This is a genomic window from Pseudoflavonifractor phocaeensis, from assembly GCF_038439875.1.
GTDB lineage: Bacteria > Bacillota > Clostridia > Oscillospirales > Oscillospiraceae > Vermiculatibacterium.
This window is the reverse complement of the sequence record NZ_JBCDMT010000002.1, coordinates 492,362-508,646: the sequence shown is the minus strand read 5'-3', so window position 1 is coordinate 508,646 and position 16,285 is coordinate 492,362. Positions and strand designations below refer to the sequence as shown.

The window sequence follows — 16,285 nt, the reverse complement described above, 5'->3', positions numbered from 1 at the left end:
GATGAAAAAGGAATGTGTAGCCATGCTTTTGGCGGGCGGCCAGGGCAGCCGGTTGTTTGCCCTCACCCGCAAGGTGGCCAAGCCGGCCGTCCCCTTCGGGGGAAAGTACCGCATCATTGACTTTCCCCTGTCCAACTGTGTCAACTCCGGCATCGACACGGTGGGCGTCCTGACCCAGTATCAGCCCTTGGAGCTCAACGCCTATATCGGCAACGGCCAGCCCTGGGATCTGGACCGTTCCGACGGAGGGGTCCATATCCTGCCCCCCTATGTCCAGGAAGGGGACAAGGGCACCTGGTACAAGGGCACCGCCAACGCCATCTTCCAGAACATCAGCTTTCTGGAGCAGTACGACCCGGAGTATGTCCTCATCCTCTCCGGCGACCACATTTACAAGATGGACTACTCCGAGATGCTCCTCCACCATAAGCAGACCCACGCCGCCTGCACCATCTCGGTGATGGAGGTCCCCATGGATGAGGCCTCCCGCTTCGGCATCATGAACGTGGACGAGAACGACTCCATCTACGAGTTCGAGGAGAAGCCCAAAAAGCCCAAGAGCAACCTGGCCTCCATGGGTATCTACATCTTCACCTGGTCCAAGCTGCGGGAGTACTTGATGGCCGACGAGGCCGACGAGAAGTCCTCCAACGACTTCGGCAAAAACATCATCCCCGCCATGCTGAACGCCGGGGAGGTCATGAGCGCCTACCGCTTCTCCGGCTACTGGAAGGACGTGGGCACCATCGACTCCCTCTGGGACGCCAACATGGATATGCTCTCCCCCGACGCGGGCTTCGACCTCTACGACCCCGAGTGGCCCATCTACGCCCGGGCCTCGGCCCAGCCTCCCCACTTCACCGGCGCCTGCGCCCAGATCACCCACTCCATCGCCACCAGCGGATGTGCCATCTACGGCAAGGTGGAAAACTCCGTCCTCTTCCACTCGGTGACCATCGAGGAGGGGGCCCAGGTGCGCTACTCCATCCTCATGCCGGGCACGGTGGTCAAGTCTGGGGCGGTGGTGGAATACGCCATCGTGGCCGAACGGGCCGTCATCGGCGCGGGGGCCCACGTGGGCACCGCCCCCCCGGGCGGGGACGAGTGGGGCATCGCAGTGGTGGCCCAGGACATCAAGGTGGGTGACGGGGCCGTGGTGCCGCCCAAGGCCATGGTCACCCGGAACGTAAAGGGGGTGAGGGCATGAAGGATCTGCACGGCATCATTTTCGCCTACCGCCAGAGCCCCGATCTGCGGGAGCTGGCCCAGAAGCGCAACGCCTGCTCCATCCCCTACGGCGGCCGCTACCGCCTGGTGGACTTCGCCCTGTCCAATCTGGTGAACGCCGGGGTGGACGACGTGGGCATCATCGTGCACACCTCCTACCAGTCCCTCCTGGACCATGTGGGTTCGGGCAAGGACTGGGACCTCAGCCGCAAGCACGGCGGCCTGCGCATCCTGCCCCCCTTCAGCTTCTCGGGCAAGCACCAGTCCGGCCACTACCGGGGCCGGATGGATGCCCTGGCCGGGGTGTACTCCTACCTCCAGAACATCCGGCAGGACTATGTCCTCCTCACCACCGGCGACCTGGCGGCCAACCTGCCCATCGCCGAGATCTTCGCCCAGCACCTCTCCTCCGGCGCCGACATTACCGCCGTCTGCGCCCCGGTGAGCCAGGCCGATCCCCGGATGACCAACTATTTCACCCTGGACGGCGAGGGCCGGGTCACCGACATCGCGGTGAATCCCCCCGCCCATAACGGGGACGCCTCTCTGGAGACCTACATCCTCTCCAAGTCCCTCCTCCTCTCCCTGGTGGACCAGTGCGCCGCCCACGACGTGGCCTCTTTCAGCCAGGGGGTGCTCCTGTCCACCCGGGGCCGGGTGGACCTGCGGGCCTACCGCTTCGACGGCTACGCCGCACGGGTGCTGTCGGTGGCGGGCTACTTCCAGCGCTCCATGGAGCTGCTGGACCCCACGGTCCGCGCCTCCCTCTTCAACCCAGACCGGCCCGTCAAGACCAAGGACCAGTCCAACCCCTCCACCTACTACGGCCCCGACGCCCGCTCGGTGAACTCCCTCATTTCCGACGGCTGCGTCATCGAGGGCACGGTGGAAAACTCCATCCTCTCCCGTGGGGTCCGGGTGGAGAAGGGGGCCCGGGTGGAGAACTGCATCCTTATGCAGCGCACCACCATCCAGCAGGGGGCCGTCCTCCGGTACGCCATCACGGATAAGAACGTCCGCGTCTGCCAGAGCCGGATGCTCATGGGCCACGGGACTTACCCCCTGGTCATCGCCAAGAACGAGATCGTGTAAGGCGGGAAAGGAACGCCGTAGAAGCCTCCCCTTCGGCCCGCGGCTTTCCGCTTCCCCCCGCCCCCGCTTCCGCCGCCGGCTTTTCCCCGTTCGGAGAAAGGCTGTCCGCGCCCTTACCTCCACCAACGAAAGGAGACCTGTTCTATGAATATCCTCTTTGCCGCCTCCGAGGTTGCTCCCTTTATCAAGACCGGCGGACTGGCCGACGTGGCCGGCTCTCTCCCCCAGGCCTTGGCCCGGCTGGGCCATGACGTGCGGGTCATCCTCCCCCTCTACGACCGCATCGGGGAGGACTGGCGCAGCCAGATGACCTACCTCCAGTGCTTCCACGTCCATCTGGCCTGGCGGACGCCCTACTGCGGGCTCTTCGAGCTGAAGAAGGACGGGGTCACCTACTATTTCGTGGACAACGAGTACTACTTCAAACGCAAGGACATCTACGGCCACTACGACGACGCCGAGCGCTTCGCCTTCTTCTCCCGGGCGGTCATCGAATCCCCCGGCCACCTGGGCTTCTGGCCCGACGTGATCCACTGCAACGACTGGCAGACCGCCCTGGTGCCCATCTACCTGCTGGAGGAGCGGGGGGTGGTGCCCGAGCTGGCAAACGCCAAAAGCGTCTTTACCATCCACAACATCGAGTACCAGGGCCGCTACGGCCGGGAGCTCCTGGCCGACCTCTTCGGCCTGGCCGACGGGTATTTCCATGAGCATATGCTCTCCTATTACGGGGACGTGAATTTGATGAAGGGGGCCATCTACGCCGCCGACTACGTCACCACCGTCTCCCCCACCTACGCCGAGGAGCTGCGCTACGCCTTCTACGCCCACGGACTGGAAGGGGTCGTGGCCGACAACGCCCACAAGATGAAGGGCATCCTGAACGGCATCGACACCGTCCGCTACGACCCCTGGCGGGACAAGGGCCTCAGCAAGCTGTACAACGCCAAGCAGCCCCAGGGCAAGAAGGCCTGCAAGGCCGCCCTCCAGAAGATGGCGGGCCTGAACGAGGACCCCCACGTCCCCATCATCGCCTGCGTCTCCCGGCTGGTGAGCCACAAGGGCTTCGACCTGGTGGTGGACGCCCTGGGCGGCATCATGGACATGAACGTACAGATGGTGGTGCTGGGCACCGGCGACTGGAAGTATGAAGAGGCCTTCCGCAACGCCGCGGGCCAGTATCCCGGCCGCTTCTCCGCCCAGATCATGTACTCCGACGCCTTCTCCACCGCCATCTACGGCGGCGCCGACCTCTTCCTCATGCCCTCCATCTCCGAGCCCTGCGGCCTCTCCCAGATGATCGCCATGCGCTACGGCACCCTGCCTGTGGCCCGGGAGACCGGCGGGCTGCGGGACACGGTCATCCCCTGGAACCAGTTCACCGGAGAGGGCACCGGCTTCACCTTCGCCAACATCGACGCCGGGGACATGCTCTGGGTCCTGCGCCAGGCGGTGGAGCTCTACCAGGGTGATACCAAGGCGTGGAAGACCCTCCAGAAGAACGCCATGACCACCGATTTCTCCTGGGACCGCTCCGCCGGGGAGTACCGGGAGATCTACGGCTGGATCACCGGCAAATAAAAGGCCTTCTTAGAGGGAACGCCCACGTCGTTTGGCTCACGGCCAAATGAAAGGCTTCCCCTGGGGGAAGCTGGCGAGCGAAGCGAGACTGATGAGGGGAACTTATCCCTTTAGCAGAGCCTTTCCCATTTTCCCCAGTTCCCCTCATCCGGCCCTTCGGGCCACCTTCCCCCAAGGGGAAGGCTATGGCGGCTGACCCACGCCCCAATAAAAGGCTTCCCCTGGGGGAAGCTGTCTGCGAAGCAGACTGATGAGGGGAACTTATCCCTTTAGCAGGACTTTTCCCATGCCCCCAGTTCCCCTCATCTAGCCCTTCGGGCCACCTTCTACCCGCAGGGCATGAGCTGTCCGTAAGCGGCACAGCCGCCAACGGTCAGCCAACCCCAAGGGGAAGGCCGTGGCGGCTGGCTTACGGCCAAAGGAAGTCCTTTCCCCCGGGGAAGGCCAATGAAAGGCCCATCCCGGTATGTGCGATGCGGAAGGAGGCCGCCGAAGGCGGCCTCCTTCCCTGTCCCCTCTCCCCGCCGCATATTTGACAACCCGGCGGCAATATGATATAGTGACGCCGCTGTTCAACTTGGAAACGTTTCCAACTCACAACCCCGAGAATGGAGTGAATTTTTTGCGGAAATATACAAAAAAAGAACTGATGGACCTGATTATCGGCAAGCTGCGCCGAAACTTCGGCCGGGACGTGGACGAGGCCACCTCCCAGCAGATGTTCCAGGCCTGTGCCCTGGTGGTGCGGGACATCATCTCCGAGCGCCAGCTCAAATCCGCCGACAAGGAGCGGGACGAGCACGCCCGCCAGGTCCACTACCTGTCCATGGAGTTCCTCATGGGCCGCTCCCTGCGGAAGAACGCCTACAACCTGGGGATGGTGAAGCCCCTGACCCAGGCCATCGAGGCCCTGGGCTTCTCCGCCGCCGACCTCTTTGAAGAGGAGCCCGACGCCGGTCTGGGCAACGGCGGCCTGGGCCGTCTGGCGGCCTGCTACCTGGACGCCGCCACCACCCTGGACATCCCCCTCACCGGCTACACCATCTGCTACGAGCTGGGCATCTTCAAGCAGAAAATCGTGGACGGCCAGCAGATCGAGCTGCCCGACAACTGGCTGGACAGGGGCGGGGCCTGGCTCATCACCAAGATGGACGAGACCGAGGAGGTCCGCTTCGGCGGCACGGTGAAGGACGTGTGGTACCCCGACGGCTCCCACGGCATCGACCACTCCGGCTACACCACCGTGCTGGCCGTGCCCCGGGATATGCAGATCGCCGGCTACAAGACCAACCAGGCCAACGTCCTCCGGCTCTGGGACGCCAAGAGTCCCACCCCCGTGGACATGTCCCTCTACTCCGCCGGGGAGTACCTGAAGGCGGTGGAGCAGCAGGCCAACGCCGAGGTCATCTCCAAGGTCCTCTACCCCGAGGACAACCACCGGGAGGGCAAGTCCCTGCGGCTCAAGCAGCAGTATTTCTTCGTCTCCGCCACGGTGCAGTCCATCTGCCGCAAGCACAAGGCCGAGTACGGCACCCTGCGGAACTTCCACGAGAAGCACGTCCTCCAGATCAACGACACCCACCCCACCCTGGTCATCCCGGAGCTGATGCGCATCCTCCTGGACCAGGAGGGCTACTCCTGGGAGGACGCCTGGTATATCGTCAGCCGCAGCGTGGCCTACACCAATCACACCGTCCTCTCCGAGGCCCTGGAGCGCTGGCCCCAGGATCTTGTGGAGAGCCTTCTGCCCCGGATCTGGCAGATCATCGTGGAGATCTCCAACCGCTACCAGTCCGAGCTGTCCGCCTACTGGAACGGGGACCAGTCCAAGCTGGAAAAGCTGGCCATCATCTGGGGCCACGAGGTGCGCATGGCCAACCTCTGCGTGTGCGCCTGCTCCGCCGTCAACGGCGTCTCCGCCCTCCACACCGAGATCCTGAAAACCGACGTATTCAAGGACGCCTACCAGCGCCAGCCCGACAAGTTCCACAACGTGACCAACGGTGTGGACCACCGCCGCTGGCTCAGTGAGGTCAACCCCGAGCTGGACGCCCTTATCATCGACTGCTGCGGCTCGGACAAATACCTGCTCCAGCCCGACGCCCTCACCGAGCTGGAGAAATTCGCCGATGACGCCGCCGTGCTGGAAAAGCTGGCCGATATCAAAAAGCACAACAAGGCCCGCTTCGCCGCCTGGGTCCAGCGGGAGAGCGGCGTCCTCCTCAACACCGACGCCATGTTCGACGTGCAGGTGAAGCGCCTGCACGAGTATAAGCGCCAGCTTTTGAACGCCCTGCACATCATCTACCTGTGGCAGCAGCTCCACGCCAACCCCAACTTCGAGCTGACCCCCCGGGTCTACCTCTTCGGGGCCAAGGCCGCCCCCGGCTACGCCGTGGCCAAGGAGATCATCCACCTTTTGAACTCCCTGGCCGACACCGTCAACAAAGACCCGGTGTGCAAGGATAAGCTCCAGATGGTCTTTTTGGAGAACTACCGGGTGTCCATGGCCGAGACCCTCATCCCCGCCAGCGAGCTGTCCGAGCAGATCTCCACCGCCGGCAAGGAGGCCAGCGGCACCAGCAACATGAAGTTCATGATGAACGGCGCCCTCACCATCGGCACCCTGGACGGGGCCAACGTGGAGATGCACCAGCGGGTGGGCGACGAGAACTTCTTCCTCTTCGGCCTCAAGACCGAGGAGGTCAACGAGATGCGCCGCCGGGGCTACAAGTCCTACGAGTACTATATGCAGAACCCGGCCCTCAAGGCGGTCATCGACCAGCTCACCGTGGGCTTTGACGACGGGGTGAGCTATGCGGGCCTGGCCAAGCGGCTCCTCTTCGGAAACGGCTGTCCCCCCGACGAGTACTTCCTCCTGGCCGACTTTGAGAGCTACCGCTCCGCCCAGCTCTCGGCGGGCCGGACCTATCTGGACCCCAAGACCTGGAACCGGATGTCCCTCATCAACATCGCCCGGTCCGGCATCTTTGCCGCCGACCGGTCGATTCGGGATTACGCCGACGAGATTTGGCACGTGCCCCATAGATGAATGAAATGAAAACCGCCTTCCCTCTTTGCTGTAAGGGGGAAGGCGGTTTTGTTTTGTATCGGCTGATTGCACGTCAAACGTGCGTGGTTCTGAAAGACCATTCTTTTCTAGAAAAGAATGGCCTCTCAGACTCTCCAAGAAAAGTCTTGGGTGCTGACCTGCCCGCAGATTCCCTTTTCAGTAGGAGGTCTACTGCCCGTTGATAGGGGTATAAGCACGGGTGCGTCTGTGCGACCCGTGGTCCCTCTTGCGCCGCTGCCGCTGACAGCTTCTTGATAAGGACTGGTCTTTTAGCCTTCCCCTTGGGGGAAGGTGGCAGCCCGAAGGGCTGACGGATGAGGGGAACTGAGGAAAACACGAAAGGCTCTGTTAAAGAGATAAGTTCCCCTCATCAGTCTGCTTCGCAGACAGCTTCCCCCAGGGGAAGCCTAAGGGCTTTCGAGCCTCACCCAATCTCCTGCCAAGGGGTCCCCCTCCGGGGGCACCCCAGGGTGGCCTCTCTTGCGCCGCTCGGCCGCTAAGTGGTGCGGCAGTATTCTTGATCTCAAAAATATTGTGCCACACTATGGTAGCATATTGAAGTTATTATATTGGATAACTGATATAATGATGTCACTTTCCTGTCGAGTGACAGTATAAATTTGGGCTTAAATGCCATATGATATACTTAAAGCTCATAAATGGAGGTATCTTATGGCTACAACGAAACGGGTGTTTACCTTGCGGCTGGAAGATTATACATATGATAAAATTGGGGTGCTGGCCACTCGGGAACACCGTTCAATGGCAAACTGCATCGAGTATATCCTTATGGATTATATCTCAAAAATTGAACAAGAACAGGGCGAAATCAAACCAGAGGGCGAAAGCTATGAATGACATCACACCTCGTGAACTCGAGGTAGAAGCCCTCCGGGAAAATGACGGGCTCACCTATAAGGCCATCGGGGAATATCTGGGGGTCAGCCCAACCATGGCCCGCCATCTCTATGTTCACGCCAAACGCAAGCGGCGGGACGCCCTTCGCCGGGAGCTGTCCCACGGTGAAACAGAATGCCCCGTCAACGTCCCTTTCCTCCCCAGTGAGTTGACCGCCCTGCAAGACCTGCTCAAGCACGTGGTACAGACCCGCAGGCATAAGGGCAAAACCCTCTCCGCCTGCTACACCGACCGTGACTACGCCGCCGCCCGCCTGCTGTACAACAAACTGACCGGCAAAGACTAACTCCCACCTTCCAAGCCCTACCCAACCGAACCCCGGCCACGTTACGAAGTAAGGGGCCGGGGTTTTCCCACGCTCTTGTGGACAGCCCCGGGGAGGTTTCCAAAGGGAGGGGGACCGCAGTCCCCCTCCTTTGGTCGTTGAGAGGGGGTCCAGGTGGAGAGAGTCGAAACCGCAGCGTTAAGGAAACTTGCCAGTGGCAAGTTTTTAGCGTAGGCCGCCCGGCTATGCCGGGCGGGTCTCTCTTTCAAGGGGAGCACAGCAGGGGGACCATCTTTTCCACGTGGAAAAGATGGTCCCCCAGGCTTCCCACGTCCCGACGTGCAATCAAGCAAAAAAAGAAGGACCACCCTCCCCGGGTGGTCCCTCCCATATCACACTTCCATGATGACGGGCAAAATCATCGGATTCCGCTTGGTCTTCTTGAAGAGGTACCCGGACAAATCGTTCTTCATGTCCCCCTTCACGGCGGCCCAGTCCCGGCCATTGGACATCTGGCTCTTCTCCATGGACTCCAGGGCCACGGTCTTGAGCTCCTCCATCAATCCCTCGGACTCCTTGACGTACACGAAGCCCCGGGTGATGATGTCCGGCCCGGACATAAGCCCGCCGTCCATGGCGGACACGGAGGCCACCACCACGATCATGCCGTCTTCGGCCAGGTGCTTGCGGTCCCGGAGGACCACGGCGCCCACGTCGCCCACGCCGTAGCCGTCCACAAAGACCCGCCCGGCGGGCACGGTGCCGTTGATGCGGGCGCTGTTGGCGTCCACCTCAATGACCTTGCCGATGTCGGAAATGACGATGTTCCGGGGGTCCATGCCCATCTCCTGGGCCAGCTTGGCGTGAATTTTCAAGTGCCGCTGCTCGCCGTGGACGGGGATGAAAAACCTGGGCTTCACCAGGGCGTGGATGATCTTCAGCTCGTCGGCGCAGGCGTGGCCGGAGACGTGGAGCTGCCCGGCCCGCTCGTTGACCACCTCGGCCCCCTTGCGGTAGAGCTCGTTGATGACGTTGCCGATGGCGTTCTCGTTGCCGGGGATGGCGGAGGCGGAGAAGATGATGCGGTCCCCGGCCTGGATCTCCACCTGCTTGTGGGTGTTGAAGGCCATGCGGGTCATGGCGGACATGGTCTCCCCCTGGCTGCCGGTGGTGACCACGCACACCTTGTTCCGGGGCAGGCCCTTGATCTGGTTGAGATCCACCAAGGTGCCCTCGGGGATGCTCATGTAGCCCAGCTCGGTGGAGACCTTGATGGCGTTCTCCATGCTCCGGCCGGTGATGGCCACCTTCCGGCCGTACTTGGCGGCCACGCTCACCACCTGCTGGATCCGGTCCACGTTGGAGGCGAAGGTGGCCACGATGATGCGCTCCTCACAGCCCCGGAACAGGCCGTCGAAGGAGGCGCCCACGCTGCGCTCGGACTTGGTGAAGCCCCCCCGCTCCACGTTGGTGGAGTCGCACAGCAGGGCCAGGACCCCCTCCTTGCCCAGCTGGCCCAGGCGGGCCAGGTCGATCATCCCGCCGGAGATGGGGGTGGGGTCGATCTTGAAGTCGCCGGTGTGGACGCACACTCCCGCCGGGCACTTGATGGCGAAGGCCACCGCGTCGGCGATGGAGTGGTTCACGTGGATGAACTCCACGCTGAACCGCCCCGCCTTCACCGTCTCCCCCGCCTCGCAGGTGATGAGCTTGGTCTTGCCCAGCAGGTGGTGCTCCTCCAGCTTCAGCCGGATGAGCCCGGCGGACATCCGGGTGGCGTACACCGGCACGTTCAGCTCCCGCATCAGGTAGGGCAGGGAGCCGATGTGGTCCTCGTGTCCGTGGGTGATGAAGATGCCCCGGATGCGGTTCTTGTTTTTCAGCAGGTAGGTGAAGTCCGGGATGACCACGTCGATGCCGTACATATCGTCGTCGGGGAAGCCCATGCCGGCATCCACCACGATCATGTCGCCGCCGTATTCATAAACGGTCATGTTCTTGCCGATCTCGTTGAGACCGCCCAGGGAAATGATTTTCAGTTTTTCTGCCATGTGTGAATCATACACTCCTTTATCAGTACAGGTTGGGTGGATATGTATGGCATCCCTGAAAACCGGGGGAACGCCTGGGGGCGCTCTCATCACGGGCAGGGACACCTGGGGACAAAGGAGCGCGGTGCGGGTTACGAAGCGCACGCCAAAATCAGGCCAGGGGGCCGCCCCCAGTCCTGCCCGGCCCTGTATCGCCGGACAGTTGGGACGGTCCCCTCGCCGGGGCCCTCAATGTCCTTTTTGCCTTATATCATAGCGCTAACAGCGCATAAAGCCGTTCAAAAGCACACCGATAACGGTGTTATTCTAAGCTAGTATACCACATCCAAGCGGAAAAGTATACCTCTAATTTTCCTGGTCCAGCTCCCGCACCTTCCGCCGGTAAAAGTCGCACAGCTCGGCGGCGGTCTCGGCGTCGGCGGCCTCGGCCACCACCCGGAGGGCGGAGCGGCGGGACATGGGCACCAGGTACACCCAGCCCTCCCCCACCTGGGCCCGGACTCCCTCCCCCTGGCTCCTGGCGGCGGGATCGCTGTTCAGCACCGCCCCCATCACACGGCCCCGGCCGGAGCGGAGGGGCACCTCCCCCCGGGCGGTGGCGAACCGGGGGCAGGCCTGGTCCAGGTCGGCCAGCCGCTCCCCCGTCAGCCCCAGCCGGGCACAGATGCGGCAGCCGGCAAAGACGGCGTCCCACAGCCAGGGGAGGCTCCGCCACAGCTCCTCCGCCTCCTCCCCGTCCCGGCCCAGCCGCAGGACCGCCCCGTGGAAGGCGGCGGCCACGGTGTCGGCGGCGGCGGGGGCCCAGGCGGGGAGGGCCGCCCGCCCCCCGCCGTTTTCAAACTCGATGAGGGTCAGCAGCACCAACAGCCGCTCCGGGGCCACGGCCCGGCCCTCCTCGTCCCAGGCGGAGAGCCGGAAGCCCCCCAGGTCGGCGGACAGGGTGGGCTGGCCCCGCCCCTCTCCCCGGCTCACCCGGCACCCCATGGCGGTCAGGGCGGCGGCCAGCGCCTCGTTGGCCGCGCCCCCCTTGGGCACCTGGACCCGGGTGGGCCGCAGGGGGATGGAGGAGAGGCGGCTGAGCCGGGCGGCCTCCTGGGCGTAGCCGGAGCGGGCCCCGGTGACGGTGTCGATGGTCCCCACCCGTCCGGCGGGGACCCGGCTGCCCTCCCCCCGGAGGAGGGCCCCCTCGATCTTCCGCCGCTCCCCCCGGGGCAGGGGCAGGCCCCAGGGGCCGAAGAGGCGCAGTTCGGCGGCGTCAGAGTCCTGCTGGATAAAGAGGGTGACGGGCAGCTGGTAGTAGCGGCCCACCCAGGCCCCCGCGGAGGGGCACAGGGCGTCGCTGGCCAGGGCCCGCCCCCCGGCGGCGGCCACGCCACACCCGGCGGCCCGGCCCAGCATCCCGGCTCCGTCTCCCCCGGCCCAGCCCAGGCCCACCTGGCCCCGCTCCCCCAGGATGGCCCCCAGGGCCAGCATGGCCTCGGGGGTCAGCTCCTCCCCCACGGTGCCCCGAAGGGCCCCGCCGTCGGAGAACTTCAGCGCCCCGGCGCTGCCGGCGGTGACCAGGGAGGAGGTGGCCTTGCCCCCCTCGGGCACCCGGCGGCCGGGCCACAGCTTGACGCCGGGGGCCACGATGGCCTCGGCCCCCACGGCGGCCCCCTCCCCCAGCACGGCTCCCGGGCCCACCATGGCCCTGCGGTGGACGGCGGCGCCCTTGCAGAGGATGGCCCCGGTGACCTCGGCCCCCTCCCCCACGCTTGCCCCTAGGAGGACGGAGCGCTCCACCACCGCCCCGGTCTCCACGGTGGAGCCGTCCCCCAGGACGGCGCAGGGCCCCACGATGGAGCCGGGGGCCAGCCAGACCCGCTCCCCCACCCAGCAGGGCGGGCGCAGCTCCACCCCGGCGGGGGGCGTGGTCAGCAGCCCCCGGCCCAGGTCCAGCTTCACCTTCCCCGTCAGGGCGTCGGCGGCGGAGTCCAGGTAGGCCTTGCAGTCCCCCATGTCCTGCCAGTAGCCCTCGCTCTCCCAGCCGTAGAGGGGCTCCCCCTTGGCCAGGAGCTGAGGGAAGAGGTCCTTGCCGAAATCGTACTCGGTGTCCTCGGGCACCAGGTCCATGGCCCGGCGGGTGAGGACATAGACCCCGGTGTTCACAAGCTCCGTGTCCACCTGGCTCCACCCCGGCTTCTCCACGAAGCCCAGCACCCGGCCCTCCCCGTCCACCCGCACGAGGCCGTATTCCAATGGCTCCTCCCGGCGGCACAGGGCCAGGGAGGCCGCCCAGCGGCGGCTTTGGTGGAGGGCGCAGAGCTCCGTCAGGTCCAGATCGCACACCGCGTCCCCGCTGATGACCAGGAAATCCTCGTCCCCCAGGAAGTCCATGCACTTTTTGACGCCCCCCGCCGTCCCCAGGGGGGTGTCCTCCACAAAGTAGGTCAGCTTCACGCCGTAATCGGCGCCGTCGCCGAAGAAATCGGTGACGGCGCCGGGGAGGTAGCGCAGGGTGACGGCGATGTCTTTTACCCCGTGGCGGCGCAGGAGGTCCAGGATGTGGCCCAGCACAGGCTTACCCAGCAGGGGGGTCATGGGTTTGGGGCGGCCCAGGGTGAGCGGGCGCAGACGGCTGCCCTCGCCCCCCGCTAAAATCACTGCTTTCATGGGGAACACCACCTTGTTTTTGTGATGCTCCTTAGTATGGCTAGAGTTTTATAAAAATACCCGGCTTTACTTTTGGGGGAAAAATGGTAGTATAATGAAAACGATTTTTATTGTCAGGCAGGGGTGGCTGGGGAACGTAAAAAAGCCCGGGCCCGTTACTTTGTAACGGGCCCGGGCGGCTCAAAGGCTTCCCCTGGGGGAAGCTGTCTGCGAAGCAGACTGATGAGGGGAACTTATCTCTTTAGCAGAGTCTTTTCCATATCCGCAGTTCCCCTCATCCGTCAGCCCTCCGGGCTGCCACCTTCCCCCAGGGGGAAGGCTAAGGACCAACTTTCTGTTAAGCACACGTCAGCGGCAGCGGCGCCAGGGGGACCACGGGTCGCACAGACGCACCCGCGCTTTTCCCCCTATCAACGGGCAGTAGACCTTCTACTAAAAAGGGAATCTGCGAGCAGGTTTGCACCAGAGACTTTTCTTGGAGAGCCTGAGAGGCCATTCTTTTCTAGAAAAGAATGGCCTCTCAGAACCACCCACGTCCCGCCGTGCAATCACGCAAAAAAGAAAGGACCTCCCACCATGAACATCCAAATCTTCGGCAAATCCAAATGCTTCGACACCAAAAAGGCCGAGCGGTACTTCAAGGAGCGCCGGGTCAAGTTCCAGGCCGTGGACCTTCTGAAATACGGCATGAGCCGGGGCGAGCTCCTCAGCGTCATCCGGGCCGTGGGCCTGGAGGCGGTCATCGACCAGAAGCACCCCGACGCCCCGCTCCTGAATTACCTGGCCTACGACGACGCCAAGCTGGAAAAGCTGGTGGAGGACCCCCGGCTCCTCAAGACCCCTATCGTCCGCAACGGAAAGCTGGCCACCGTGGGCTACCAGCCCGAGGTGTGGAAGAGCTGGGAGTAGGACCGGCCTACGTCCCGCCCCCCTCCGCCGCCTCCAGCGCCCCGGTGAGCCGCCGGCGCCACTCCTCCACCGCCCAGCCGGGGGCGGTGAGGACCACCCCGGAGCCCAGGCCGAAGAGCCAGCCGTAAAACTGGGGGGACACCACCGCCTCCACCGTCAGGAGAAAGTGGTCCGGGCCGTCGGGGATGAGGATCACGTCCTGGCCGAACCGGTCCAGCATCACGTTCACCAGGGCGTTCTCACACTGCAGCCGCACCTGGGCCTCCTTCCCCGAGAACATATGGAAGTGCTTTTGGCCGTACTGGGCCAGATCGAAGGTTTCACAGGCCCGGTTGGACGTCCGGGGCAGGCCGGTCACCGTCAGCTCGGCGGTCTTGTCCACCCGGTAGTGGCGCAGCTCCTTCACGGCGTGGTCCCAGCCCACCAGATAGTAGTTCTCGTCGCTCCAGATGAGGCCGCAGGGGGAGACGGTGTACCGCTTCCCCTCCCGGCGGAAAACCTTCTCCTTTTTCACGTTGTAGTCAAAATACTGGAAGGTCACCGCCCGCCCCGCCGTGATGGCCGTGTGGAGCTTGTCGATGGCATAGTACACGCTCTCGTTGTCCGTCTTTACCCGCCGGTCCACGTAGACCTGCCGCTGGAGCTGCCTGGCCAGTCCCTGGCTGGTGAGGCCCTCCAGCTTGTGGATGAGGGCGTCGCTCTTCCTGCGGCTGATGAACCGGGAGGACTGCACCGCGTCCACCAGCAGCTTCAGCTCCGGCAGCTCGAACTCCCGCTGGCCGATGAACCAGCCAGCGTCCTTCCCCTTTTTGAACTGTACGTCCAGCCCAAATTCCCGTAGGATCTCCATGTCCCGGTAGATGCTCTTGCGCTCGGCGGAGATACCCTGCCGGGCCAGGGCCTCGATGAGGACCGGGGTGGGGATGGGCTGGTCCTCGTCCCCCCGCTCCAGCAAAAGCTGGCGGAGGATGAGCAGCTTGGCCTTCTGCCCGCTCTGTTTCGGCATCCTTTATTCCCCCTTTCACAGCCTTATCCTACCAGATATGCTGTACCATAAAAAGGACTCTGCCGCCAGGATACCACATTTTTCCTCCCCGCGCAAGGGCGGGCGGCGGCTTCCGACACTTTGCAACCCCTCCCCGCCATTCCTGCATTTTTTATTTACAAACGTTGGCCGGCGTGGTAAAATCAATACAATAGTTTGCTAAAGTGTGATTTGAGTTTTAGGTGGTGTTTTCCTTGCGCATTCGTGATATCCAGGTGGGCTCCATCTCTCTGCCCCTGACCCACCCCTTCAAGACCGCCCTGCGGAGCGTGGACCACGTGGACGACGTGGTGGTGCGGGTCATCGGGGAGGACGGCCGGATGGGCTACGGCGAGGCCCCTCCCACCGCCGTCATCACCGGGGAGACCAAGGGCTCCGTGGCCTGCGCCGTAAAGGAGTTCATCGCCCCCGCCCTCCGGGGGATGGACCTGATGGACCTGGAGGCCGTCATGGCCCGGCTCCAGGGCTGCATGGTACATAACACCTCCGCCAAGGCCGCCGTGGATATGGCCCTGCTGGACCTCTGGGGCAAGGCCCTGGGCGCCCCCCTTTGGCGGCTGCTGGGGGGCGCGAAGAAGTCTTTTCCCACCGACCTCACCATCTCGGTCAACGGCGTGGACGAGATGGTCCGGGACAGCCTGGAGGCCGTGGGCCGGGGCTTCGACATTTTGAAGGTCAAGGTGGGCAAAGAGAGCAAAACCGACGTGGAGCGGCTCACCGCCATTCGGAAGGCCGTGGGACCGGAGGTGAAGCTCCGGGTGGACGCCAACCAGGGGTGGAGCCCCCGGGAGGCGGTGCGGATCATCTCCGCTTTGGAGGACGCGGGGCTGGACATGGAGCTGGTGGAACAGCCGGTGCCCGCCGCCGATTTCGAGGGGATGAAGTACGTCACCGCCCGCGTGAACACCCCTATCCTGGCCGACGAGAGCGTCTTTTCCCCCGCCGACGCCGTGCGGGTCATCCAGGAGCGGGCGGCTGACCTCATCAACATCAAGCTGATGAAGACCGGCGGCGTGTGGCCCGCGTTGAAGCTGTGCGCCATCGCCGAGACCTTCGGGGTGGAGTGTATGATCGGGTGTATGCTGGAGAGCAAGCTGTCGGTCTCCGCCGCCGCCCACCTGTGCGCCGCCAAGGGGGTCATCACCCGGGCCGACCTGGACGGGCCCAGCCTTTGCTCCGTGGACCCCTTCTCCGGCGGGCCGGTCTTTGACGGGCCCACCGTCACCATGACCGAGGAGCCGGGCATCGGGGTGGGGGATATTCCCTGTACCGACTGGCAGTAAGCCTCTTTCATAAGTGAGGGCCATGGCCCTCACTTGGCTTCCCCCAGGGGAAGCTGGCTGGCCAAAGGCCAGACTGATGAGGGGAACTTACCGCTTTAACAGAGCTTTTCCCATATCCGCAGTTTCCCTCATCCGTCAGCCCTTTGGGCTGACACCTTCCCCCGAGGGGAAGGCTTTTTCAGTGCGTGC

Annotated in this window: 11 protein-coding genes; 8 read left to right on the top strand and 3 right to left on the bottom strand. The window is 63.9% G+C overall.

The genetic code is table 11. From position 1 onward, the window contains the following. Position 1: 1 nt before the first annotated feature. The 6 genes from AAEU42_RS04420 (at position 2) to AAEU42_RS04395 (ending at position 8,177) form a co-directional block, all read left to right on the top strand. The gene (locus AAEU42_RS04420; RefSeq protein ID WP_342232323.1) at positions 2 to 1,207 is read left to right on the top strand and encodes a glucose-1-phosphate adenylyltransferase; all 1,206 of its coding nucleotides are present in this window, start codon (positions 2 to 4) and stop codon (positions 1,205 to 1,207) included. Continuing rightward, positions 1,204 to 2,319 carry a glucose-1-phosphate adenylyltransferase subunit GlgD gene (gene glgD, locus AAEU42_RS04415; protein ID WP_342232322.1) on the top strand — a complete coding sequence of 372 codons (1,116 nt, stop codon included), beginning with the start codon at positions 1,204 to 1,206 and terminating at the stop codon, positions 2,317 to 2,319. The genes AAEU42_RS04420 and glgD overlap by 4 nt, the downstream gene beginning before the upstream one ends. 144 nt (positions 2,320 to 2,463) lie before the next feature. Continuing rightward, on the top strand, positions 2,464 to 3,900 hold the full coding sequence (glgA, locus tag AAEU42_RS04410; RefSeq protein ID WP_342232321.1) for a glycogen synthase GlgA: 1,437 nt from the start codon (positions 2,464 to 2,466) through the stop codon (positions 3,898 to 3,900). Between the two features lie 649 nt (positions 3,901 to 4,549). Beyond that, positions 4,550 to 6,952 (top strand): glycogen/starch/alpha-glucan phosphorylase, encoded by a 2,403-nt coding sequence (locus tag AAEU42_RS04405; protein ID WP_342232320.1) that lies wholly within the window; start codon positions 4,550 to 4,552, stop codon positions 6,950 to 6,952. A 693-nt stretch (positions 6,953 to 7,645) separates the two neighbouring features. Further along, a complete protein-coding gene (locus AAEU42_RS04400) occupies positions 7,646 to 7,831 on the top strand; it encodes a hypothetical protein (RefSeq protein ID WP_342232319.1) in 186 nt (61 codons plus the stop codon). Next, positions 7,824 to 8,177, top strand: coding sequence for a helix-turn-helix domain-containing protein (locus AAEU42_RS04395; protein WP_342232318.1), 354 nt, complete (start codon positions 7,824 to 7,826; stop codon positions 8,175 to 8,177). Before AAEU42_RS04400 ends, AAEU42_RS04395 begins: the two co-directional genes overlap by 8 nt. Before the next feature lie 371 nt (positions 8,178 to 8,548). On the opposite strand, the gene AAEU42_RS04390 is transcribed toward AAEU42_RS04395, so the two are convergent. Both AAEU42_RS04390 and AAEU42_RS04385 read right to left on the bottom strand, forming a co-directional pair. Beyond that, a complete protein-coding gene (locus tag AAEU42_RS04390) occupies positions 8,549 to 10,207 on the bottom strand; it encodes a ribonuclease J (RefSeq protein ID WP_342232317.1) in 1,659 nt (552 codons plus the stop codon). 345 nt (positions 10,208 to 10,552) lie between these two features. Beyond that, the gene (locus tag AAEU42_RS04385) at positions 10,553 to 12,859 is read right to left on the bottom strand and encodes a sugar phosphate nucleotidyltransferase (RefSeq protein WP_342232316.1); all 2,307 of its coding nucleotides are present in this window, start codon (positions 12,857 to 12,859) and stop codon (positions 10,553 to 10,555) included. A gap of 576 nt (positions 12,860 to 13,435) precedes the next feature. Here AAEU42_RS04385 and AAEU42_RS04380 point away from each other — a divergent pair. Beyond that, the gene (locus AAEU42_RS04380; RefSeq protein WP_342232315.1) at positions 13,436 to 13,768 is read left to right on the top strand and encodes an arsenate reductase family protein; all 333 of its coding nucleotides are present in this window, start codon (positions 13,436 to 13,438) and stop codon (positions 13,766 to 13,768) included. Between the two features lie 7 nt (positions 13,769 to 13,775). On the opposite strand, the gene AAEU42_RS04375 is transcribed toward AAEU42_RS04380, so the two are convergent. Then, positions 13,776 to 14,774 (bottom strand): helix-turn-helix transcriptional regulator, encoded by a 999-nt coding sequence (locus tag AAEU42_RS04375; RefSeq protein WP_342232314.1) that lies wholly within the window; start codon positions 14,772 to 14,774, stop codon positions 13,776 to 13,778. A gap of 233 nt (positions 14,775 to 15,007) precedes the next feature. On the opposite strand from AAEU42_RS04375, the gene AAEU42_RS04370 reads away from it, so the two are divergent. Continuing rightward, entirely contained in the window at positions 15,008 to 16,096 is a 1,089-nt protein-coding gene (locus AAEU42_RS04370) for a dipeptide epimerase (protein ID WP_342232313.1), read from the top strand. Positions 16,097 to 16,285 lie beyond the last annotated feature (189 nt).

Bases quoted from the DNA above. Each gene is read 5' to 3' on its own strand.
- AAEU42_RS04420 (WP_342232323.1), top strand. From the start codon at position 2: ATGAAAAAGGAATGTGTAGCCATGCTTTTGGCGGGCGGCCAGGGCAGC.
- glgD (WP_342232322.1), top strand. From the start codon at position 1,204: ATGAAGGATCTGCACGGCATCATTTTCGCCTACCGCCAGAGCCCCGAT.
- glgA (WP_342232321.1), top strand. From the start codon at position 2,464: ATGAATATCCTCTTTGCCGCCTCCGAGGTTGCTCCCTTTATCAAGACC.
- AAEU42_RS04405 (WP_342232320.1), top strand. From the start codon at position 4,550: ATGGACCTGATTATCGGCAAGCTGCGCCGAAACTTCGGCCGGGACGTG.
- AAEU42_RS04400 (WP_342232319.1), top strand. From the start codon at position 7,646: ATGGCTACAACGAAACGGGTGTTTACCTTGCGGCTGGAAGATTATACA.
- AAEU42_RS04395 (WP_342232318.1), top strand. From the start codon at position 7,824: ATGAATGACATCACACCTCGTGAACTCGAGGTAGAAGCCCTCCGGGAA.
- AAEU42_RS04390 (WP_342232317.1), bottom strand. From the start codon at position 10,207: ATGGCAGAAAAACTGAAAATCATTTCCCTGGGCGGTCTCAACGAGATC.
- AAEU42_RS04385 (WP_342232316.1), bottom strand. From the start codon at position 12,859: ATGAAAGCAGTGATTTTAGCGGGGGGCGAGGGCAGCCGTCTGCGCCCG.
- AAEU42_RS04380 (WP_342232315.1), top strand. From the start codon at position 13,436: ATGAACATCCAAATCTTCGGCAAATCCAAATGCTTCGACACCAAAAAG.
- AAEU42_RS04375 (WP_342232314.1), bottom strand. From the start codon at position 14,774: ATGCCGAAACAGAGCGGGCAGAAGGCCAAGCTGCTCATCCTCCGCCAG.